The 21,752-nt window shown below is 46.0% G+C and carries 17 protein-coding genes and 1 riboswitch; of the genes, 8 read left to right on the top strand and 9 right to left on the bottom strand.

All coding sequences use genetic code 11. The features are described 5' to 3' along the window. Positions 1–7 precede the first annotated feature (7 nt). From JOD82_RS15710 to JOD82_RS15720, 3 genes are all read right to left on the bottom strand, one after another. A complete protein-coding gene (locus tag JOD82_RS15710) occupies positions 8–1,639 on the bottom strand; it encodes a formate--tetrahydrofolate ligase (protein ID WP_209949626.1) in 1,632 nt (543 codons plus the stop codon). Between the two features lie 213 nt (positions 1,640–1,852). After that, positions 1,853–2,161 carry a hypothetical protein gene (locus JOD82_RS15715; protein WP_013309242.1) on the bottom strand — a complete coding sequence of 103 codons (309 nt, stop codon included), beginning with the start codon at positions 2,159–2,161 and terminating at the stop codon, positions 1,853–1,855. A 99-nt stretch (positions 2,162–2,260) separates the two neighbouring features. After that, positions 2,261–2,764 (bottom strand): DUF6933 domain-containing protein, encoded by a 504-nt coding sequence (locus JOD82_RS15720; protein WP_209949628.1) that lies wholly within the window; start codon positions 2,762–2,764, stop codon positions 2,261–2,263. Positions 2,765–3,069: 305 nt separating this feature from the next. On the opposite strand from JOD82_RS15720, the gene JOD82_RS15725 reads away from it, so the two are divergent. The 6 genes from JOD82_RS15725 to JOD82_RS15750 all read left to right on the top strand — a co-directional run bounded on the left by JOD82_RS15725 (position 3,070) and on the right by JOD82_RS15750 (position 10,120). Beyond that, entirely contained in the window at positions 3,070–3,777 is a 708-nt protein-coding gene (locus JOD82_RS15725; protein ID WP_023987588.1) for a response regulator transcription factor, read from the top strand. 1 nt (position 3,778) lies between these two features. Beyond that, on the top strand, positions 3,779–4,723 hold the full coding sequence (locus tag JOD82_RS15730) for a sensor histidine kinase (RefSeq protein ID WP_209949630.1): 945 nt from the start codon (positions 3,779–3,781) through the stop codon (positions 4,721–4,723). A gap of 127 nt (positions 4,724–4,850) precedes the next feature. Continuing rightward, the gene (locus JOD82_RS15735) at positions 4,851–5,774 is read left to right on the top strand and encodes an ABC transporter ATP-binding protein (protein ID WP_209949631.1); all 924 of its coding nucleotides are present in this window, start codon (positions 4,851–4,853) and stop codon (positions 5,772–5,774) included. Beyond that, positions 5,767–6,462 carry a hypothetical protein gene (locus tag JOD82_RS15740; protein WP_061829586.1) on the top strand — a complete coding sequence of 232 codons (696 nt, stop codon included), beginning with the start codon at positions 5,767–5,769 and terminating at the stop codon, positions 6,460–6,462. The genes JOD82_RS15735 and JOD82_RS15740 overlap by 8 nt, the downstream gene beginning before the upstream one ends. 121 nt (positions 6,463–6,583) lie before the next feature. Further along, positions 6,584–6,728, top strand: a riboswitch (FMN riboswitch). A 172-nt stretch (positions 6,729–6,900) separates the two neighbouring features. Next, positions 6,901–7,848, top strand: a complete 948-nt coding sequence (locus tag JOD82_RS15745) for a DMT family transporter (protein ID WP_076292438.1) — start codon at positions 6,901–6,903, stop codon at positions 7,846–7,848. 241 nt (positions 7,849–8,089) lie between these two features. Continuing rightward, positions 8,090–10,120, top strand: coding sequence for a methyl-accepting chemotaxis protein (locus tag JOD82_RS15750; protein ID WP_209949633.1), 2,031 nt, complete (start codon positions 8,090–8,092; stop codon positions 10,118–10,120). A 143-nt stretch (positions 10,121–10,263) separates the two neighbouring features. On the opposite strand, the gene JOD82_RS15755 is transcribed toward JOD82_RS15750, so the two are convergent. Continuing rightward, complete coding sequence (locus tag JOD82_RS15755) at positions 10,264–11,745, bottom strand: carboxylesterase/lipase family protein (protein WP_209949635.1); 1,482 nt, start codon at positions 11,743–11,745, stop codon at positions 10,264–10,266. A gap of 153 nt (positions 11,746–11,898) precedes the next feature. Further along, on the bottom strand, positions 11,899–12,462 hold the full coding sequence (locus tag JOD82_RS15760; protein ID WP_028543060.1) for a GbsR/MarR family transcriptional regulator: 564 nt from the start codon (positions 12,460–12,462) through the stop codon (positions 11,899–11,901). 515 nt (positions 12,463–12,977) lie between these two features. Here JOD82_RS15760 and JOD82_RS15765 point away from each other — a divergent pair. Beyond that, positions 12,978–14,201 carry a quaternary amine ABC transporter ATP-binding protein gene (locus tag JOD82_RS15765; RefSeq protein WP_025722068.1) on the top strand — a complete coding sequence of 408 codons (1,224 nt, stop codon included), beginning with the start codon at positions 12,978–12,980 and terminating at the stop codon, positions 14,199–14,201. Continuing rightward, complete coding sequence (locus JOD82_RS15770; protein ID WP_245249061.1) at positions 14,176–16,773, top strand: glycine betaine ABC transporter substrate-binding protein; 2,598 nt, start codon at positions 14,176–14,178, stop codon at positions 16,771–16,773. Before JOD82_RS15765 ends, JOD82_RS15770 begins: the two co-directional genes overlap by 26 nt. Positions 16,774–16,869: 96 nt before the next feature. Here the strand turns inward: JOD82_RS15770 and JOD82_RS15775 are convergent, their stop codons facing one another. The 4 genes from JOD82_RS15775 to JOD82_RS15790 form a co-directional block, all read right to left on the bottom strand. Beyond that, entirely contained in the window at positions 16,870–18,093 is a 1,224-nt protein-coding gene (locus JOD82_RS15775; protein WP_209949638.1) for an ABC transporter permease, read from the bottom strand. Position 18,094: 1 nt separating this feature from the next. After that, complete coding sequence (locus JOD82_RS15780) at positions 18,095–19,459, bottom strand: HlyD family secretion protein (RefSeq protein ID WP_209949640.1); 1,365 nt, start codon at positions 19,457–19,459, stop codon at positions 18,095–18,097. 23 nt (positions 19,460–19,482) lie between these two features. Next, positions 19,483–20,067 (bottom strand): TetR/AcrR family transcriptional regulator, encoded by a 585-nt coding sequence (locus tag JOD82_RS15785; protein ID WP_025721531.1) that lies wholly within the window; start codon positions 20,065–20,067, stop codon positions 19,483–19,485. 255 nt (positions 20,068–20,322) lie between these two features. Next, positions 20,323–21,687 (bottom strand): ABC transporter substrate-binding protein, encoded by a 1,365-nt coding sequence (locus tag JOD82_RS15790; RefSeq protein ID WP_209949642.1) that lies wholly within the window; start codon positions 21,685–21,687, stop codon positions 20,323–20,325. Between the last annotated feature and the right edge of the window lie 65 nt (positions 21,688–21,752).

A 21,752-nucleotide genomic window follows, 5' to 3' on the forward strand; every position in this document is an offset into this window, starting at 1 on the left:
AAAGATACTACATTAGACCATGAATGCTTCCATCTGCCTCCAGCGACATATGCTCAGCTGCTGGGGATTTGGGTAATCCTGGCATCGTCATAGTATTGCCTGTTTCCACGACCACAAAGCCTGCCCCTGCGGACAAAGAAACGCTGGACACGTGAATGGTAAAGCCCTCCGGTGCACCTAGCAGAGAAGGTTGATCTGAGAAAGAATACGGTGTTTTGGCCATGCATACAGGCAGTTGTCCAAAACCAAGCTGCTCCATACCGGCCAACGCCCGTTTGGCCGCAGGAGTGTAAGCTACCTCTGCCGCACCATAAAGCTCCTTCGCAATGACACTAATTTTCGCTTGCAAATCAAGTGTATGCTCATACAATGGTGCAAAATGGGCTTTGTCCTCCTGGAGCAGGTTGAGCAGGCTTTGGGCCAGCTTTTCTCCACCTTGGCTTCCCTGTGCCCACACCTGTGACAGCTCTACGGGTACACCCAGCTTGCGGCATTCCGAGAAAATCAGTTCCAACTCGGCTTCGCTATCTGTTACAAAATGGTTGAGCGCTACCAGTACTGGTACGCCAAATTTTTGCAAATTCCGAACATGCCGGTTCATGTTGACTAATCCAAGTTGCAATTGCTCCAGATTTTCTGCATCCAGCTCATTTTTAGCTACACCGCCGTTATATTTCAGCGCTTTGGCTGTTACGACCAACAGAGCCGCATCTGGCTGCAAACCGGATTGACGGCACTTGATGTCAAAAAACTTTTCCGCGCCCAGCTCGGCCCCGAATCCAGCCTCCGTGACGACCACCTCTCCCAGCTTCAGGGCCAGCTTCGTACCGATCAAACTACTGCATCCATGCGCAATATTCGCAAAAGGTCCACCATGCACAATAACTGGAGTTCCCTCCAACGTTTGCACCAGATTGGGTTTCAATGCTTCCCGCAGCAGCACAGCCATACCTTCCACCGCCTGGAGTTCCTCAGCTGTTACCGTTTCGCCATCTTCGTTATAACCAATCACCATCCGACCCAATCGCACTTTAAGATCGTCCATATCTTCACTTAAACATAATACTGCCATCACTTCTGAAGCCGAGGTAATCAGAAAGCCACTTTCTCTCACTGCTCCATTACCTGACCCCAATCCAGTCACAATATTTCGTAAACTCCGGTCGTTCATATCAACAGCGCGTTTCCACACGATCCGCTCCGGTTTCAATCGCAAAGCATTTCCATGAAATAAATGGTTATCGATCATCGCTGCCAGCAAATTATGCGCTGCCGAAATCGCGTGAATATCACCTGTAAAATGCAGGTTAATGTCTTCTGCCGGAACAATCTGGGCTTGTCCTCCCCCGGTTGCTCCTCCTTTCATACCGAAGCAAGGGCCAAGGGACGGCTCACGCAACGCAGCAACGGTTTTATGCCCCAGCGCATTCAGCGCCTGTGACAGCCCGATGGTTGTCAGCGTTTTTCCTTCTCCCGCCGGCGTGGGATTCATTGCCGTAACCAGCACCAGCTTTCCATTCGGGCGATCCTTTAACTGCTCCCACAGGGACGGATTCAGCTTCGCTTTATATTTTCCATACGTCTCCAGATGTTCTTCTTCAATGCCTGCTTCTTTGGCTATATCAATAATCCTCTTCATCTTTCGTTATGTACCCCCCGTTTTATAAGTCTGACCGATGGTGTCAAACCCTGTATCGTTTTATTTTACCAAAGTGTGCCGCTTATTGCGCTATGATTCATTTCATCGCAAGCGTTGCTATCATGTGAGTTATAAAAAAAAGAGCATTCCCCGCCCGCATGGACTTTGGTGGATGCTCTTTTGATACGTCTCGTTTAACAAACAGCTCTCAATTTAACCTGCAAAGTTAGCAGCGTAATTTTCAGCAATAAATCCCTTAGAAATCAGGATAGCTTGGGATTTCTTAGTAGCAGGACCATAGCCTTGGGACAGCAGATCATTAATATGTAAGCGGTTATAAATGAAGCAAAATACAAAGTTGGACGCCCCACTCGTAAGGATCGATACCAGAAAAATAATAACTGCCCACTTCCAATCCCCTCTAAACAACGCAGGGAAGAAACCGAAAAAGAGCGTAGTCCATGAAAAACCTACTTTGCGTTCCTTAATCATTCCAGTTTTATTTCTTAATTTAATCTTCATTTACCCCTTACCTCTCTTTATATAGTCTTTTAGAACTATATTAGATTATATAGGACAGAGGGAATAAATGGAACTAATTTCGGTAAAATCATAAATTTCTCAAATACTCTCTAGTTTATAATGCTTTTCTAGCATTTCTTTAAAAACATCAACAGGGTACTTGTATTCTACAGTTTTGAAAACAATCCGGTTATTCCACTGGTTTTTTTCCAGCTCGCACCCATGCTCCATATCCAGTTCCTTCATGATAAAAATAATCTCATCTAAGGTTCTCATTACACTATGACTATTCGTCGTAGTAGCCAGCATCTGCTCGCCTTCCTGTATGTAGGCCTTTACGATCTGTTCATCAAAGCCTTCGCTGATCATAAATTCCTTCAAGGCTTGCATAAAAAGAGCTGGCAAGCTTTTGTACTGCGATTTTTTAATCCCAAAAAGCGTGATGCTTAAGCGGGATATATCATGCATAAATACTATATTTTTTCTTCGATTAAGTAAAAACAAGCTGGCATGCCAACTATTCAAAGGCGGATAAATATCAACTTGAAGTGGTTCAGTCTCCCATTCCTTCAGCAGTTTTTGTGTTCCCCGTATGACAAACATCTTTGCTCTCCTTTATTGACGGTCCTGTGCCGTAGCTCGTGATTAGACATACCTGATTTCTAGTATAAAGCATGTCACGTATATCATAACATCGTATTCCAAACACCGGATTATAAACTCTTTCAGTATAATAGAGGAAAGATATATTACCAGACACTGCTGATTACGTAACTCCCTGGGACGATCCAGGGAGTTTTCATTTTTTCTTTGGATATTTTTTATGGAAATCCCCTCCACTGCTCTATATAATTCAGGTACAGTTCGTCACGCGAGCTTAATCTAAAAATTAGGGGTGTTCCACACCTATGTCACAGCATATTTTACTTATTGAAGACGATCTATCCATTGCCGAAATGCTACTCAAAGCACTCACTAAGGAAGGATACAGTCTAACCACTGCCTATGACGGGGAAGAGGGTCTTCTTGCCTTTGAACGTCATACCTATGATCTGGTACTGGTGGACTTGATGATGCCGAAGGTGGACGGTATGGAGGTGATCCGCCGGATCCGTACCCACAGCGCCGTACCTATTCTGATTATGTCAGCCAAGGACAGCGACGTGGATAAAGCGCTTGGACTGGGCTTTGGGGCAGACGATTATGTTGCCAAACCTTTTTCAATGCTGGAAATGACAGCTCGTATTCAGTCCGCGATCCGCAGATCTACTACATATGCCCGTCAGCAACAGCAGGAGGAACAGCCGCAAGCACAAGTTTTGACCTACGGCAGTCTGCGCATTGATTTTGATCATTTTACAGTCATACGCAATGAAAATGAAATTCAGCTAACAGCCAAAGAGTCCGATATTTTGAAGCTATTTGTAGCCAATCCGAACCGGGTATTTACAAAAGCACAATTATACGGATTTATTTGGAAAGACGATTATATGGGCGACGAGAACGTGATTAACGTCCATATTCGCCGCCTACGTGAGAAAATCGAAGAAGATCCCTCTCATCCTGTCCACATTAAAACGCTATGGGGCATTGGCTACAAATGGGAGAATGGTTGATATGAACATCGAAAACATTTCTGAATGGATTGTCGGCCTCATCATGTCAGTCGTTATAGTATGGCTTTGGCGGGAGCGTATGGCCTATAAGCGCAAAATAAAGGATATCCGAACCCTACTAGAGCGGATTGTGACGGTGAATCATGCGGAAAAGCTGCTATATGTCACAGGTGACGTTGAACTGCAACGACTCATGACGGAAATTAACCGACTGCTGGACTTGAATCTCAGAGTGTCAGCAGATTACAACCGTAGCCAAATTGCTATGCGCAAAATGATTTCGAACATTTCACACGATCTCAAGACCCCGCTTACGGTTGTGCTTGGATATGCCGAGATGCTGGATGGCGATCCGACTATTTTGCCGGAAGAACGTATAAAGCTGCTATCCAAAATTCATCAAAAGACAAGCGAAGCGATTGAGTTGATCGGAAGCTTTTTTAATTTGGCGAAGCTGGAGGCTAATGATACGGATATTCCGTTGACTCGACTGGAAGTGGGAGAACTGTGCAGACGCAGCATTTTGGAGTTTTATGACCTGCTGACCGCACAGGGGTTTACTGTGCATATTGAAATCCCGGAGCACTCCATTCATGCCTTGGGGAACGAAGGAGCGATTGGGCGGGTGCTGAACAATCTGATCTCGAATGCCATTCGTTATGGGGCAGATGGACGGACGCTGGGTCTGGCTCTATTGGAACAGCAGGATACAGTGCGTATAGAGGTATGGGATCGTGGCAAAGGCATACAGGAATCTGAGCAAGATAAAGTTTTTGAACGCATGTACACACTGGAGGACTCCCGTAATAAGGCGGTACAAGGCAGCGGACTGGGCCTTACGATTGCCAAACGTCTGGTTGAAACGATGAACGGAGAAATTCAATTGACTAGTAGACCTTATGAGCGGACAGTCTTCTCTTTTACATTGAAGAAAATCAACTATTAATCGAACTCAGCATTTTGCATAATTCGATTTGTGCTCAACTTAATAAATTTGTAAGAATCACGAAAGAAAAATGAACATTTCGCCCTTTATCCTTGAATTATCAGCAGTATACGAAGGGAGAACACCTATGACTTACGTAATACGTACACATCAGTTGACCAAGGCCCTGAAGGGCAATGAAATTGTAGCGGGAGTCAGTATGAATGTGCGCAAGGGAGAAACCTATGGCTTTCTCGGCCCTAACGGGGCAGGCAAGACAACGATGATGAAAATGATTACGAATTTAATCAAGCCAACATCGGGTGAAATTGAATTATTCGGTGAGAAATTAACGCCAAAATCGTATCATCTGCTCGGACGGATGGGTTCGATTATTGAATACCCGATTTTTTATGACAGGCTGACGGCACAGCAAAATCTCGAACTTCATTGTGAATACATGGGCTACTATAATAAGCAGGCTGTTCGGGATGCCCTGGAATTAGTGAATTTAATAAATGCGGATGACAAGCCGGTAAAGGATTTTTCGCTGGGAATGAAACAACGTCTCGGGATTGCCCGCGCTATTGCAACTAAGCCAGAACTACTCATTTTGGATGAACCCATTAATGGTCTGGACCCCGTGGGAATCAAGGAAATCCGCCAACTATTCCACATGCTATGCAAGGAATATGGGATGACTCTGCTCGTGTCCAGTCATATTTTAGCGGAAATAGAGCAGATTGCGGATACAGTAGGCGTGATTAATCACGGACGGCTGATTGAGGAAGTGTCGATGGAACAGGTGCGGGAAACCAATACGGAATATATCGAATTTACGACCAACGATTGTAAAAAAGCGACCTACGTCCTCTCCCATCATCTGAATCTGAATAATATAAGAGTACTCAATGAACAGAGTATACGTATTTACGATTCAAATGTACCGCAGAAACAAATTACGAAGACGCTCATTTTAAATGATATAGAAGTGGATTCCATTCATCAGAAAAGCAGCACACTGGAAGACTACTTTTTGCGCCTGTTAAACGGAGGTGATCTCCATGCTTAAATTGATGCAGTTGGAGCTGAAAAAATTTCATCTGGCGGGTTATATCCGTTCAGCACTGATCGCCAATGCATGCATTCTTGGGCTGCTCTGTATTATCGCGCTGGACAGTCAAAGTGAAGGAATACCCGAATTCACACAGTACACTCAACTCCTGGATCTAATAGACAATTTTGTGAGAGCAACATTTATTGTATTTTCCTCCGTTTTGCTATGCCGCTTTATCGTCGGAGAATTTAAATCCAAATCGATTACGATCTTGTTTATGTATCCGATTCACCGTCAAAAGCTGATGATCGCCAAGCTCTTGGTTGTGCTGCTGTTTACGTTCTTGTCTATTATTATTTCGGAAATAATCATTACGGCTGCTATTCATCTACTCAACCAGTTTGTCTTGATTGTACCGGATAACCTTACTCTATCCATACTGGGCCAACAATCAGCACGGACGCTGATCAATGCCGTTGCTGCCAGCTTTATGGGATTGGTTCCGCTGTATATGGGGATGCGAAGATACTCTGTACCCACCACCATTGTGACCTCAATCCTGATTGTAGCATTGCTTTTCTCCAATAATAACGGCGCTACACTTAGCTCCATAGCCCCCGTGCAAATTGGCTTCTCTCTACTAGGAATGCTTGTGGCTTATGCGGCGATTCGACGTATTGAGTATAAGGATATTACCTCGTAATATGTAATTTCGTAGAGCGCTTTCAAAAAACAGATGAAAATCATTGTTAGATATACACACATTTTTCACTGGACTTCATTCTAAAACAGGTATATCCTATAGGAGAAATTAAAAACGGAATAAGGATCTTCGGGGTAGGGTGAGATTCCCAACCGGCGGTATGGCTCATGGAGCTAAGCCCGCGACTCTGTATCTGGCAACAGGATACGGACTGATTTGGTGAGATGCCAAAGCCGACGGTAAAGTCCGGATGGAAGAAGATCGAAATATCAACATGCCGCGAAGTGGATGAATACTGCGTTATTAGTTTTGCAGCAACTTCATTTAACTTGCATAAAGCGGCAAGTTTATTTGATCAACCCCCGTCTTGCATGGCCTTTCGCCATGGACGGGGGTTTTTGTGCCACCGGTCCTGTATTCGCAAGGAGCTAATTGAGTATGAGTCAATCTTCTACTGTACTAACATCCAAAGGTTTTGATCGTAGCTCCCACATGAAAAGCGGTTTTTGGCTGGTCGCAATTGGAGCAGCCTTGTGGGGCGCAGACCCGCTTTTTCGTATTATTTTGCTAAAGTCATTTACTTCAACACAAATTGTACTTATGGAGCATGTGCTGCTCTTCCTCGCTCTGACACCGATGCTATGGAAGCATCGTGAGGAACTCAAAGCGGTACGGCTTCGTCAAGTTTTCGCTATTTTATTCGTCTCGTGGGGCGGCTCGGCTCTGGCCAGCGTGATTTTCACTATGGCACTCAGCAATGGTGATTTGAATGCTGTACTCTTACTCCAGAAGCTTCAACCCTTGGTCGCTATTGTTCTAGCCCGTATTATTTTGAAGGAAATGTTGCCGCGTCATTTTGGATTATTAATTGTCGTCGCTCTGTTCGGGACGTATCTTCTGACCTTCGGTTGGTCGCTCCCCTTCGGACATGTTCGTGATTTTGTTCAGGTTGGTAGTCTGCTTGCACTCGGTGCAGCAGTTCTGTGGGGCGGTTCGACAGTCATGGGAAGTTACTTGCTTCGTTCAATGAAATATGAAACAGTAACCTCCCTCCGCTTCATGGTGGCGCTCCCTCTGCTGATTGTCCTCACCTCTGTAGAGCATGCGCCATGGAATATGCCTGCCGGTACATGGGCGGGCGCAGCTGTGATTATCAATCTGCTATTGCAGGCATTGCTTCCGGGTCTTCTCAGCTTGCTGCTGTATTACAAAGGCTTAAGTACGACCAAAGCGTCTTATGCTACGATGGCAGAACTGAGCTTTCCCATGGTTGGTGTCGTGATTAACTGGATCGCCTTTCAGCAAATTGTCACTGTAGCGCAATTGACTGGTTTTATGCTCATCTGGATTACGCTCTTTATGATTTCACGTCAGCAAAAAAATTAACAGTTCAACGTCCCTTTCATGACTCACCCAAGCCAAATCGTGAAGATGCTTTTGCATCTCCGATTTGGCTTTTTTATGTATTCGTATTCATATAAAATATAGCACTTTAGACCTATCTTTCAGAAAAAGTGTCTAAAACATGTAATTATTCTTCGTTTCTCAAAGATTACATCTATAAAATTAGTCGGTTTCTGTCGAATAAAAGAATGTAGTGATCATCAGACACAGAGGAGCAAGAGCTATGACTAAAACAAAACAAACAGTTCCGTGGTGGAACAGGTTTCTCAAGCAGTTTTATTTAATGAGGACAAGATTAATAATATCTTTTTTAGCTGTGTTATTGATTCCGAGCGTACTTATCGGGTACTTTTCCTATCAGGGGGCTACAACACAACTCAGTCAGCAAATGGGCGGTTCCGTATACACGAATCTGTATTTGATCCGGAGCAATGTCAATCAGTATGTAGCGCCTATTATGAAAGACCTGGACGTGCTTACCACTGAAATCAATTCTGATTCCATTGGTACCAACCAAGAGGCCCTTCAGAAAAAGTTGGATGTCATCGTCAAGGCTCATCCCGAGCTAGATGCCGCGCTTCTCGGTAATGCGAAAGGGCAATACATACGTTCACCGAAAAAACAGGAGGCCGATTATGACCCCCGAGAGAGAAAATGGTACAAAAATGCGATGCTGGAAAAGGGCAAAGTATTCGTCGGTGTTCCAGTTGCCAGCGTCACGACAGGGAATTTAGTCGTTAATATATCGGGAACGCTGGAGGACGGTGAAGGAGCTGTTGCATTGGCTTTGAATCTGGACAAGATGGGTGAAAGTCTGCAGTCTGTTAAGATTGGTGAACGCGGAGGACTCATTATTGTTGATTCTGAACATAAAGTTGTATCTGGGACTGGAACAGCCTTTAACAAGACAGGCAAAAAACCGGCTGACGCCATAGAGGGACTTCCCGAAGTGGCGACAACCGTCGAAAATGATACTCCTTCCATGTCGCAAATTCAATTTATGAATCGAGATATGCTGGCCTTTACACTTAAGGACCCTCTCACCGGTTGGAGCATTGTCGCACTGTCGGATCTGGAGGATTACAGTGATACAGCCCAACCGATTCTGAAGCAAAGCCTGATTGTGATTGTCATTTCCATACTTGCCGCTGCGATCATCATTGTGCTTATGGTCCGCTCGTTCTTAATTCCGCTGCGCAAGCTGCAAGCAGGAACACGCATCGTCCGTGACGGAAATCTGACCGAACGTGTTAACCTATCCAGCAAGGATGAGTTCGGCGAACTGGCACAGAATTTTGACCAGATGACTCATTCCTTGCATACGATGGTTTCCGAGGTCAATCAAACGTCCTCCCGACTTGCTTCCTCTTCTCTGATGATCAAGGAAAGCACAGAGCAAACGACGGAGTCCGTACAACACGTAGCGGAAACGGTTATGGAATCCGCAGAAAATGCAGCCACCAGCGCCGAGGCATCCGAGCAAACCGCTAATGCCGTTGAAGAAATGGCCAAGGGTGTCAGCACCATTGCCGAATCAGCAAGCTCCATCGTGGATTCAGCAGGACAAACCGAACATGATGTAGCTCAAGGCAGTCAAATGATCAGCCATGTGCGGACACAAATGGACCGTATTCTGGAAGCTGTAAGCCAAACGGCTAGCCTGATGGATGAGCTATCCCAGCTCTCAGACGATGCGAAGCAGATGAATACAGCTATTGCCGCCATTGCCAAGCAAACCAATTTGTTGTCTCTGAACGCGTCTATTGAAGCTTCCAGAGCTGGCGAGGCCGGGCGTGGATTTGCCGTAGTCGCTATAGAGGTACGCAAGCTGTCTGAGCAATCCAAGGAAAGTGCAGATTCCATCAGTCAGATCATTACTCAGATGCTCGATTTGATTCAACGCTCCACCGCTACCATGAACGGTAATGTTCGTAACCAGGTAGGTGAAGGATTACGTATTAGCCAAGATGCAGAAGGTGCATTTACGAATATTGAACGCTCTACATCTCATATTGTGGAACAAATCCAAAGTGTGTCCGCTGCGGCTGAACAAATCTCAGCCAGTACAGAGGAAGTTTCGGCTACTGTCACCCATTTGGCAAGTCTGTCTCGCAATTCGGCGGACAGTTCGCAGACAACCTCTGCTGCCGCTCAGGAGCAAATGGCGGCCATGGAGGAAATCGCGTCTTCGTCTCAGGAGTTGTCCAACATGGCCCAGGATTTGCAACAGCTGGTTAAGCGATTTAAGATTTAAGTTACACATCGTATCGTTGCAATTTCATGCAAGTAAGAATGAGCAGCAGTATATCTAATGACTAACAAAAGCCTTCGTCCGTATACTAATTACGGGCGAAGGCTTTTTCCATGTGAGTACTTGGGGTGATCTCTCTTGTTTACTTATAGGGTCATCTGACCGGTTAACTGACGGCGTCTATCTCCTTCGGGGTCGTGCTCCATTTTAATATCCTGATGGAAAATAGCTGTAGTCCGCTCTTCCCTGTCGTACATCGGCCAAGCCTCCTCGGACAGCACAGGCTTCCCATCACGTGCAAAAGCAACCCATGCCTGCTGCATAGCTTGAGCGAGCTTCTGCATCGACGGTTGAATCTCTAATCCAAGCTTACCTAGCAGCTCCAGATTATCGAAAACAAACGCAATTTCGGCACCGTGAACCGCTTGTCCAAAGGTAGGATGCCCCGGCAATGTCCAATCAAAACGATACATCCATACAGGCGCATGCGCCGACTGCGCAACAGCAAGAGCCAATGCAGGACGCCAAAAAAATAGATCAGTCAACATTTGTGCCTGTCCCTCAATCGTAACAGGAAATGGTTCTATCAGGTCGCCGATGTCTGACATGCCCGTCATCATTTCCAATGCCTGACTCGCTGTTGACTTGTTCATTAGATGGGATTCTTTTCGGATGAAATAGGCCCCCTCATGCAAGTTCGTTCCAATCAAAACGGATACCTGCTTTGCTGAACCTTGCGCGATTGCAGACAGCGGTTCATCTGGCAAGGTCACACCGTCCACGACGGGTTGATAGATCATCGCCATCCCTGGTCCGATGACTTCATGCGTCTTCGCCATAGCTAGCATCAGCGCATCTGTCGGCAGCGTAAACAATCGTTCTGGATGTTGAGTGTCCACACCCAGCTGCTGCAGATACACAGCCGTCACTTGTTCGGCCTGTGAGGTTGGCAATACCTGCGACGCACCGCTCTGCAAAATCGCACGCTGGAACAGTCCCTCAGCGTCTGGCATCGCCAATAAAGCGGCAATACTCATCGCGCCTGCCGATTCACCGAACACCGTTACTTCGTCCGGGTTACCGCCAAAGGCAGAGATGTGATCCCTAACCCATTCCAGCGCAGCGATCTGATCCAGCAGTCCCGCATTAGAGGTCAGGCCATCTCCCTTTGGGGTCAGATGCAAAAATCCTAACGGCCCCAATCGATAATTGATCGTAACAACCACAACATCGCCATTCTTCGCCATGCGTTCCCCGTCATATAAAGGTATAATCCCGGACCCCGTGACAAAGGCACCGCCATGAATCCACACCATCACCGGACGTCCCTTCTCAGGAGCCTTCGAAGCAGGTGTCCAAATGTTCAGGTATAAGCAATCCTCTGACTGCTCAGGCGGTTCCACCAGATTTCCAGTCATACTTTCAGCGGATGGCATAGGTTGCGGACAGATTGGCCCAAAACTCGTCGCAGCCCGTACACCCTCCCAAGACTCCAAAGGCTGGGGCGCGTGAAAACGTAGTTTTCCAACAGGAGGCTGTGCATATGGGATACCTTTCCATACATGATATCCATTCCCCGTTTCCCCACGTAATTGACCTAAACGAGTATGTACTGTAATACTCTCCATCATGAAGCCTCCTTTATTTCGTATCTTCAACACAACGGTATAATATCAATCTTTACATATCTCTATTATACCCTTTGCACACGGCCAAACCAAAAAATACCGGAAGCACTTTTGCGCTCCGGCATTTTTATAAACAAGATAGGGAAATAGCGATTAATCCCGAACTTCTTCTTTGGGAATCAGCTTGTAAATTTCTTCGCTTTCCATAGAGTCAATTAGTCGGTCTAGCCACTTGTAATAAGCGACGGCCTGCTTCATTTTCATACGATCTTGCTGAAGAATCGCCTTAAATTCCTCGTACTCTTCACCCTGATTCATCAATCTGTCCAGCTCATCAATGGCTTTGCGCAACACCAGTAAATTTGTTTCTACCGCTTTTCTCCATTTAATAGCGAAGAAATCAGTGAAGGTTTGATGCCAGTCATATTCGACTTCATACAAGTCTTTGCGTGAGCCCTTGCTCCATACCTTATTTACCATTTTCAGATCCAATAATGTTCGAACTCCTGTACTCATGCTCGTTTTGCTCATTTCCATTTCACGGCCCATCTCGTCCAGCGTCATCGGTTTATCCGCAAAGAAAAGCAAACCGTATAAATGCCCCGCAGACAAAGTGATCCCATACAGGTCCATGTTTTTACCTATAGCTTCTATAACACGTTTGCGAATTTTTTGCAGCGAAGCCTGCTGCTCATCACCTAACTGGTACAAGCTCATGCTTGCAACCTCCTAATTTTAGAGCATTTTGCACAACCTAGTATGAACGATTTACCCGTAAAAGATTAGCTTTGACGCAATGTATGAAATCTTTCAATAATAAATGAAATGTTTCAAAAACAAAGCTTCTGTCTATATTACAACAGCATGGATCGTTCAAAATCATAATTCGCAAAATCGCTAATGATAGTAAACTTTTAAAATTATGGATATACATAAATCTTTTTCTTATGGTTATATTTCATTGTCTATTTTAAAAAAAGCACTATCGGTTGTAAAGTTCCGAATGTTTGAGCATTCTAAAGAACGAAGGAGCATATCAGAGGAAACTTTGTACAGTTTTTTCTGTACGTACTTTATGAACAGTTTTTTTGTTTGAAATGTAAGCAATGCTTCTGTTACAATTAATTTTGTCATTAACCGTTCAGGATGTTCAGAATTATGATTTTTATACTCAATCCTTAATGCAACAAGGGGTTAATACCAAGCAAAGTATAGAAAGAAGAGGTGTATGTATGACGATTTTGGAAGTCAAAAATGTCAGCAAACTCTTTGGTCCTCACGCAGAGCAAGGTGTTCCGCTCCTGGAGCAAGGCTGGGGCAAGGAAAAGTTGGCCAAAGAAAAACAGATTACTGTTGGTGTCAATAAGGCCAACATGGAAATTAAGCAAGGTGAAATTTTCGTAATTATGGGGCTATCGGGCAGTGGCAAGTCCACTTTGGTGCGAATGCTAAATCGCTTGATTGAGCCTACCTCCGGTGAAATTCTGGTCCACGGCAAAGATCTCCGTAAGATGAACAAAGAACAACTTCGCGAAGTTCGTCGTAAAACCATCAGCATGGTTTTTCAAAAATTCGCCCTGTTCCCACATCGGACTGTATTAGAAAATGTAGAATATGGTCTTGAAATTCAAAAGGTAGAAAAAGTACAGCGTCAGGAAAAGGCGCAACAAGCGCTGGAACTGGTTGGTCTTAAAAACTGGGGCGATAAAATGCCCGATGAATTGAGTGGCGGTATGCAGCAGCGTGTCGGCCTGGCACGGGCGCTGGCTAATGACCCTGAAGTGCTCCTGATGGATGAAGCGTTCAGTGCATTGGATCCTCTCATTCGCCGTGACATGCAGGATGAGCTGTTGGAACTTCAAGATAAAATGAAGAAAACAATTGTATTTATCACCCATGATCTGGATGAAGCGTTGCGGATTGGTGACCGGATTGCCTTGATGCGAGACGGTGCGGTCGTACAAATCGGTACACCGGAAGAAATTATGATCCAACCGGCTAACTCTTATGTAGCCCGCTTCGTCGAGGATGTGGATCTGTCTAAGGTATTGACGGCTGCTCATGTCATGCTTCGTCCAGAAACCATCACCATGGATCGTGGTCCACGTGTGGCTCTGGAATTGATGCGGGAGCGTGGGATATCCAATTTGTTCGTCATTGACCGTACTAAAAAGCTACTGGGTGTTATTAACGCCGAGGATGCTGTTCATGCACTGCGCAATAATTTGAAAATTGAAGATATTTTGATTACTGACGGACCGCAGGTTGCTGCCGAGACTGTCATTAATGATTTGTTTGAAATTACAAGCTCGTCCAAGGTGCCGCTGGCTGTGGTCGATGACAAGCAAAAGCTGCTGGGCGTTATCGTCCGTGGAGCATTGCTCGGCGCACTTGGTGGAGATGTTACCACTACAAAGGAGGTGAATGCCCATGATACCGAAACTGCCAATCGCTGAGTGGATTCAATCCATTGTCGACTGGATGGGTATTCATCTGGCTGGATTGTTTAATGTTATTTCTTCTATTATAGAAGCTGTAGTAGGCTTTTTCTCAGGCCTGTTCATGCTTCCGCACCCTCTGGTGTTCATCGTGATCATCGGGATTATCGCCTTTATGATCGGGCGGGTTCAGCTTACGCTGTTTACTGTCATCGGCTTCCTGCTGATTGATAATCTCGGCTATTGGAGTGAAACAATGAATACGCTCGGACTGGTCATCACGTCTGCGCTCGTATCCATTGTTATCGGGATTCCCATCGGGATCTGGTGTGCATACAGTAAATCCGCATCCCGCATTATCACGCCTTTACTTGATTTTATGCAGACGATGCCTGCGTTCGTGTACTTGCTCCCAGCGGTTACCTTTTTCAGCCTGGGTGTTGTACCTGGTGTTATCGCATCTGTTATCTTTGCTATCCCCCCAACCATTCGCATGACTAACTTGGGGATTATGCAAGTATCAGGTGAGCTGATCGAAGCCTCAGATGCTTTCGGTTCAACCTCTGCGCAAAAGCTGTTCAAAGTTCAGCTTCCACTGGCATTGCCTACCTTAATGGCTGGTATTAACCAGACGATTATGCTGTCACTGTCCATGGTTGTTATTGCTTCCATGATCGGTGCAGAAGGCATCGGTGCTGTTGTATACCGTGCTGTGACACAGCTGCAAATCGGTAAAGGTTTTGAAGCCGGCTTAGCTGTTGTCGTTCTGGCTATTGTGCTTGACCGTTTTACGCAAAACCTGTTTAAACCTACGCAAAAAGGCAAAAGCCGCGTATCCAGCAAGCAAAAAGTATGGATTACTTCTGCAGTTACAGCTGTCATTTTGATCGCTGGTGCATCCCAATATTTTGTTGGTACGGATCATTCTGCATCTGGCAAAGGTAACGCTGCTGCCAACCCGGTTGGCGAAGAAGTCGGTTACAAAATTATCGGTATTGATGCCGGAGCAGGCATTATGAAATCGACTGCCAAAGCAATTCAAGACTACAATTTGTCTGATTGGAAGCTGGTTGAAGGTTCCGGTGCAGCTATGACGGCCACACTGGACAAAGCCATTAAAGCGAAAAAACCGATCATTATTACAGGTTGGACTCCACACTGGATGTTCAACAAGTATGATCTCAAATATTTGGAAGACCCTAAGAAGTCTTATGGTGAAGCCGAGGGGATTCATACGATTGCCCGTAAAGGCTTGCAGCAGGATGCTCCTATCGCTTATGAGTTTCTAAAACGTTTCAAATGGACACCGGAAGATATGGGTCAAATGATGGTTGCCATTCAAGCCGGAACCAGTCCTGAACAAGCTGCCCAGGATTGGGCGGAGAAACATGCCGACAAGGTTCAGGAATGGACTCAAGGACTGCAACCTGTCAATGGCGACACGTTCAAGCTGAGTTATGTCGCTTGGGATTCCGAAATTGCCAGTACGAATTTGCTAAGTTATATTTTGGAGAACAAACTGGGCTACAAAGTAACCGCACTTCAAGTGGAAGCAGGTCCTATGTGGACGGGTGTGGCTAGTGGTGATGTAGATGCTTCACCGGCTGCATGGCTGCCGTTAACACATGCGGATTACTGGGCTAAATACAAGGATAAGCTCGACGATCTTGGGGCTAATATGAGCGGTGTTAAAACCGGATTGGTCGTTCCAGCTTACATGGATGTTAAATCGATTACTGATTTGCAGAATAACGGAGCCGAAGCGGCTCCGGCTTCCGCCACAACCGAGGACTTTGGCAAAGAGGTCGGTTACCGCATTGTCGGTACCGACCCTGGCGCCGGACTAATGAAGCTGACCGCTAAAGCTATTAATGACTATGGCTTATCCGACTGGAAGCTGCTTGAAAGCTCTGGAGCTGCTATGACCGCTACACTGGATAAAGCTATCAAAGCCAAGCAGCCTATCGTCGTAACAGGTTGGACTCCTCACTGGATGTTTAACAAATATGATTTGAAATACTTGAAAGATCCTAAAAAAGCGTACGGTGATAAGGAAGAAATTCATACAATCGCCCGCAAAGGTTTGAAGCAGGATGCTCCTGTGGCTTATGAATTTCTAAGCCGCTTTAAGTGGACTGCTGAAGATATGGGTGAAGTGATGATCGCGATTCAGGACGGTATTGCCCCACAGCAGGCTGCCAAGAACTGGGCTGATAAACATCCTGACAAGGTACAGGCATGGATCAAGGGCCTACAGCCCGTCAACGGTGATCCTTTGAAGCTGAGCTACGCTGCTTGGGATTCTGAAATTGCCAGTACGAACGTATTGAAATATGTATTGGAACAAAAATTGGGCTATAAAGTAACAGCCCTGCAAGTGGAAATCGGCCCGATGTGGACTGGCGTGGCCGGCGGAAGTGTAGATGCTACTGCTGCCGCTTGGCTTCCATTGACGCATGCTGATTATTGGGCTCAATACAAGGATAAGGTGGATGACATCGGAACCAGCATGACTGGCGTTATGTCCGGGCTTGTCGTTCCATCCTATGTACCGATTGATTCCATCGAGGATCTTAAAGCGCCGCAATAATATTTTTTCCGCTTTTAAACCATACGAATAAGCAAAAGGCAGATCAGGGGTAAACCCTGATCTGCCTTTTTATGATATCCATATTTAAAGTTGCTCTCAGCCTTTTAGCGTGAATCCTTCTTGAGCGGGCACATCGGCATGCTGCCCTGCCGTCTGGTGCTGTCTAAAGAATAACGGATAGATCACAAAGGACACCAGCAGACTCACACAACCAATGACGCCTAGAGCAATCATATCTTTGAAGATGTAGGTGATATCCAGTCCTTTGAGCGTGATGTTCCGTACAGCATCCAGGTAATACGTCAGTGGCAATATTTCTGCAAGCCCCCGCAAGAAGCCGGGCATTGCTTCCAATGGCCACGTATAGCCTGACAGCATAAAGGAAGGAACAGCAATCAGCATCAGCGTTTGGGTCGCATCCACTCTGGTCTTGGAAAAGAGACTGAACAGGAAGCCTAATCCGCACAAGGCAAAGTTAAAGACCAGCGACACCAAAATTAACGGCAGTACCTGTCCCCTAAACGGAATATCAAAGCATAAAGCACTGATACTGAATACAGTCAGCACATTGAAAGCTCCCGCTGCATAATACGGTGCCAGTTTGGCAATAGCTAAACGCCAAGGGGTATTTCTCCATGCACCAAATCTTCCCCAAGTCCCTGCTTCCTTATCACGCGTGCAGGACAACGCGATACCAAGCAGCAAACACTGCTGGAGAGCCGCAGAGATAACCCCTAGTGGCATGAAAAGCTTATAATCATATACCGGGTTAAATAGCACTCTGGATCGGAACGGGATGGTAGTCAGCGTCGACGCGGCCTGATCGGCGTTCATTCCCTTTTGTTTCATAGAATTGACCGATACTCCAGCGCTCACGCTGCTAATGACCTGATTCGCAATCCGACTGGCACTATTGGAATACATCATATTACTGCCGTCAATTAGCGTGAGCACGGGTGGATTCTCCCCATGCTTAAGCCGAGTCGTAAAGTTGTCGGGAATGACGATTCCGACCTTAGCTTCCCCGGTCTCTACCTGACGGACAGCATCTTCCTGATTGGTCGCTTGCCGTGTAACGGCAAATGAGTCGGTCGAATCGAACGCCTGAATGATCTGGCGACTGAGCTGTGAATTATCTCCATCGTACACTGTGACAGGCATCTCGATAATCCGCTGATGTGAATATAGGAAGCCGAATAGTATCGTATACACAATCGGCGTAATCAGCAGAATAGCCATAAAGCGGCGGTCCCGGAAGATGCTCAGCCATTCCTCGCGAAACACATCGCGGATACGAAGTCTTTCCTGTGAATCCTGCATATTACTGCGCCCCTTTGCCTGTAAACAGGACCGTGGAGCCTGTTGGAACCGAAGCAGCAAGGTCCGGCAATGCTACTTTAACACCGAAGGAACGGACATCCTTGTCACCGGAGCTTTGACTTGGTTTTTGAATGGCAAAGTCCGCAGCCGATTCTAACAGAATGACTTTACCCTTCAGTTCTTTACCGCCAGACAGTAATTTAATTTGGACGGTATCCCCTGCTTGAAGACCGTTCAGAGACGTTTCAGGTACATAGAATTTAGCCCAACGTTGTGTCGAAGTTTCAATGGTATAAACCGGGAATCCTGCGCTAGCCATTTCACCTAAACTAAGCGACTTGGATTTTACGATTCCATCTTCAGACGCATATAGCGTCGTGTAGCTCAAATAGGTCTGAGCCTCTTGAAGCGCGGCTTCCGCTTGGGCTACCTGAGCATTGGCACCTGCAACCGCAGATTGAGCCTGCTCAACTGTAGATTGCGCCGCCTTCACAGCAGATTGCGCTTGTTCTACTGAAGCCTGAGCAGCTTTGACATCTTCCTGTTGCACAGCAACTTTGCCCGCTCCTGCCTGTGCTTCCTTCACCGCAGCCAAGGCTTGACGGTATTGAGCTTCAGCCGCCGTAATTTCCTCCTTGCGGCTTCCCTCCCGTGCCATATCCAATTTTTGCGACTCTGCATTATACTTGGCCACTGCCTGTTGATGTTCCAATGTCGCTTGATCCAAAGATGCCTGGGTTGCTGCTCCGGCTTCTTGAAGCTTTTTGGCACGCTCCAGATTTTTAACGGTCAGGTCCAGCGTTTCCTTGGCTATCTTCACAGATACTTGCAATTGCTCAAGCTCCTGCGGTCTTGCCCCGCTCTTGAGCGCATCCAGTTTTGCCTTGGCGGCGTTTGCAGCCGCTTTGGCCTGTTCGATCTGGCTGGAGGATGCCTCAGCGGTCACACTGACCGATGTCGTACCTTGGCTCTTCTTGGCCTGAGCGGCGCTTACAGTAGCCTGTGCCTGGCCTACGCCTGCTTGAGCCTGCAACACACTGGCTTTTGCTTTGGATACATTACTCTTAGCTGCCAGCAACGCCGCCTGTGCCTGCTTCACCTTATCTTCCAACTCGCGACTTTCCAGATGGGCTAATACCTGCCCCTTTTTAACCTGATCGCCTTCCTTGACGAGCATCTGGTCAATCCGTCCTGCCATTTTAAAGCTGGCATTGAGGGTATCCGACTCCACATAAGCCGTAGGTATGGAAGAAGACTGATCCGCAGACAAGCTGCTCCCACCCCGTGGGAAAGCAGTCAAGGCATAAATTCCTACCGCGATTAAAATAATAAGTACGACGTAAATCGTATATTTTTTAGCTTTCATGTTTTCATCACTCCATCTGTCTATTAATGTTGCATGCCCAATGCATTACACACAAATACTTCAATACTTTCTCGAACCTCTTGCAGATTCATCGTTTCGCCCCAAACCATGGACCGCATCGGAGCGAAAATGTAAATCCCAAATAAGCAATTGGCTGTTGTTTTGGCATCCAGCTTACTTGAAATTTTCCCATATAACTTACCGGAATCGATCTCCGCCTCCATAAAATCAAAATAGTCTGCCAGCACCTGCCTAATATTAAAATGCTGTTCCTGTGAGACCCATCCCTTGCTAACCAGTAAACGGCAAAAATCCGGCTCTCTCCCAATGAACTCAATATGTACTTGGATCAGCTTGCGAACCCTCAATTCTACCTGATCCATAGGAACCTGAGCCATTGCTTCATGGATATCCTGCACAAATCGCTCCATCCCCATCTTCAAAATGTAAATGTACAATTCTTGCTTGTTTTTAAAATTGTAGTACAGGGTTCCTTTGGCTATGCCACAAACCTTAGCAATTTCTTCCATGTTTGTTTCGTTAAATCCTCGTTCGGAAAAAGCTTTAAGTGCGCCGTTAAAAATAATTTCCTTCGTTTGCTGTTTCATGCTTCCTCCTTTTTGAACTGACCGTCCAGTACAAAAATTATGTATTCATTATAAGCCCATCTTTAGTTACCCAGCAATAGGAAAAATGAAAATAATTCATTTTAGACATTTCGTCTAAACGCTTATTCTAAAAAATAAAAATGCAAAAACGGATCGAATAAGTGAGGGGGTCACTCATTCGATCCGCTATGTCATAAAATCGGATGATAAGGGGGCCATTCTACAGATTATCAACCGATTTTAGGGGAAGGCCGACTATTTTTTCACCGTTTGATTGTATTGCGCAATTTTGCCTGTTATTTCTTGTGCAGCTTGATCCAATGCCTGTTTTGGCTGTTGCTGGCCACTCAGAACGGCCTCGATTGCACCTTCGACGATTTGGCGCGCTTCTGGGAATACGCCCATCACTGCGCCCTGTGTAGCGGTGGATTGTGCCGATGCGTGCAATTGGTCAACCGCCGTCTGGAATTGCGGATATTTTACCATATTGTCTTTGAGTACCTTCTCGTCATAGGCTGCTTTCGTGATCGGGAAGTACCCGGTATTTACACTCCATTGTGCCTGTACAGCTGGGGAAGCGACGAATTTAATGAACTCCCACGCTGCCTTCTGTTGGGCTTCAGGCTTGTTGTTCATAATGTACAAACTCGCGCCGCCTACAACCACGCCGCCTTCTTTAGCTTCATTGGCTCTTGGCAGGAATCCTGTGCCTACTTCAAATTTATCGCCAACCTGCTCCACAATATTACGCAGCGAAGCGGTGGAATCCAGCGTCATCGCAATTTGTCCTGCGGAAAAAGCCTTTGCCGTATCGTCCGAGTTACGTCCCAGATTGGATACAACCTTTTCATCGATCATTTTCTTCCACCACGTCAGCGTTTTTACACCAGCATCCGAATTCAGCATGGATTCCGTTGCCGCTTGGTCACGACCATTGCCATTATTCACATAATCCGCGTTCTGATTGGCAAACAGTTGCTCCATAAACCAGCCGTAGATGGCAATGGAGGCACCGGATTTACCATCCTTGCTCAAGGCTTTTGCAGCCTTTTCGAACTCAGCATACGTTTTCGGAGGATTAGCTGGGTCAAGTCCTGCGGCTTTGAATGCATCCTTGTTATAGTATAGTATCGGGTTTGACGTATTGAACGGCATAGCGTTTAATTTACCATCAATCGTGTAGTAACGTGTAATATTTGGCTCTAACTGCGACAGATCGAACTTGTCTGCATCAATAAATTGTTGTACAGGTGTGATCATTTTGGAGTCGATCATGAATTTACTACCGATTTCGTATACTTGAATAATGTCCGGTCCGCTGTTGGAACCAAGCGACGCCTTCAGCTTGTTCAAGCTATCATCATATTTGCCTTGATATACTGGCTCTACCTGAATGTCCTTATGACTGGCGTTAAAGTCAGCTGCGATCTGCTTGATTGCTTTTTCACCGTTACCGGACATCGAATGCCACCAAGTCAGCTTCACTGGAGAAGTCGCTGCTGTCCCATCACTACCATTACTCGGCTTCTCTGCAGCAGTATTATTGCTACAACCTGCTGCAACCACCATGGCAGTCAGAATAAGCAGGGTCAACGCACTTTTCAGACGAAAAAATCTCATAATCTCTCTTCTCTCCCTTTGATTAAATGATCTTGAATTGGCATTCTCTTGCGATATTCTTGTGT

This window comes from Paenibacillus sp. 1182 (assembly GCF_017833915.1).
Lineage (GTDB): Bacteria > Bacillota > Bacilli > Paenibacillales > Paenibacillaceae > Paenibacillus > Paenibacillus polymyxa_D.

Excerpts from the sequence above, each read along its gene's own strand:
- JOD82_RS15710 (WP_209949626.1), bottom strand. The coding sequence starts at position 1,639 with ATGAAGAGGATTATTGATATAGCCAAAGAAGCAGGCATTGAAGAAGAA.
- JOD82_RS15715 (WP_013309242.1), bottom strand. The coding sequence starts at position 2,161 with ATGAAGATTAAATTAAGAAATAAAACTGGAATGATTAAGGAACGCAAA.
- JOD82_RS15720 (WP_209949628.1), bottom strand. The coding sequence starts at position 2,764 with ATGTTTGTCATACGGGGAACACAAAAACTGCTGAAGGAATGGGAGACT.
- JOD82_RS15725 (WP_023987588.1), top strand. The coding sequence starts at position 3,070 with ATGTCACAGCATATTTTACTTATTGAAGACGATCTATCCATTGCCGAA.
- JOD82_RS15730 (WP_209949630.1), top strand. The coding sequence starts at position 3,779 with ATGAACATCGAAAACATTTCTGAATGGATTGTCGGCCTCATCATGTCA.
- JOD82_RS15735 (WP_209949631.1), top strand. The coding sequence starts at position 4,851 with ATGACTTACGTAATACGTACACATCAGTTGACCAAGGCCCTGAAGGGC.
- JOD82_RS15740 (WP_061829586.1), top strand. The coding sequence starts at position 5,767 with ATGCTTAAATTGATGCAGTTGGAGCTGAAAAAATTTCATCTGGCGGGT.
- JOD82_RS15745 (WP_076292438.1), top strand. The coding sequence starts at position 6,901 with ATGAGTCAATCTTCTACTGTACTAACATCCAAAGGTTTTGATCGTAGC.
- JOD82_RS15750 (WP_209949633.1), top strand. The coding sequence starts at position 8,090 with ATGACTAAAACAAAACAAACAGTTCCGTGGTGGAACAGGTTTCTCAAG.
- JOD82_RS15755 (WP_209949635.1), bottom strand. The coding sequence starts at position 11,745 with ATGGAGAGTATTACAGTACATACTCGTTTAGGTCAATTACGTGGGGAA.
- JOD82_RS15760 (WP_028543060.1), bottom strand. The coding sequence starts at position 12,462 with ATGAGCTTGTACCAGTTAGGTGATGAGCAGCAGGCTTCGCTGCAAAAA.
- JOD82_RS15765 (WP_025722068.1), top strand. The coding sequence starts at position 12,978 with ATGACGATTTTGGAAGTCAAAAATGTCAGCAAACTCTTTGGTCCTCAC.
- JOD82_RS15770 (WP_245249061.1), top strand. The coding sequence starts at position 14,176 with ATGATACCGAAACTGCCAATCGCTGAGTGGATTCAATCCATTGTCGAC.
- JOD82_RS15775 (WP_209949638.1), bottom strand. The coding sequence starts at position 18,093 with ATGCAGGATTCACAGGAAAGACTTCGTATCCGCGATGTGTTTCGCGAG.
- JOD82_RS15780 (WP_209949640.1), bottom strand. The coding sequence starts at position 19,459 with ATGAAAGCTAAAAAATATACGATTTACGTCGTACTTATTATTTTAATC.
- JOD82_RS15785 (WP_025721531.1), bottom strand. The coding sequence starts at position 20,067 with ATGAAACAGCAAACGAAGGAAATTATTTTTAACGGCGCACTTAAAGCT.
- JOD82_RS15790 (WP_209949642.1), bottom strand. The coding sequence starts at position 21,687 with ATGAGATTTTTTCGTCTGAAAAGTGCGTTGACCCTGCTTATTCTGACT.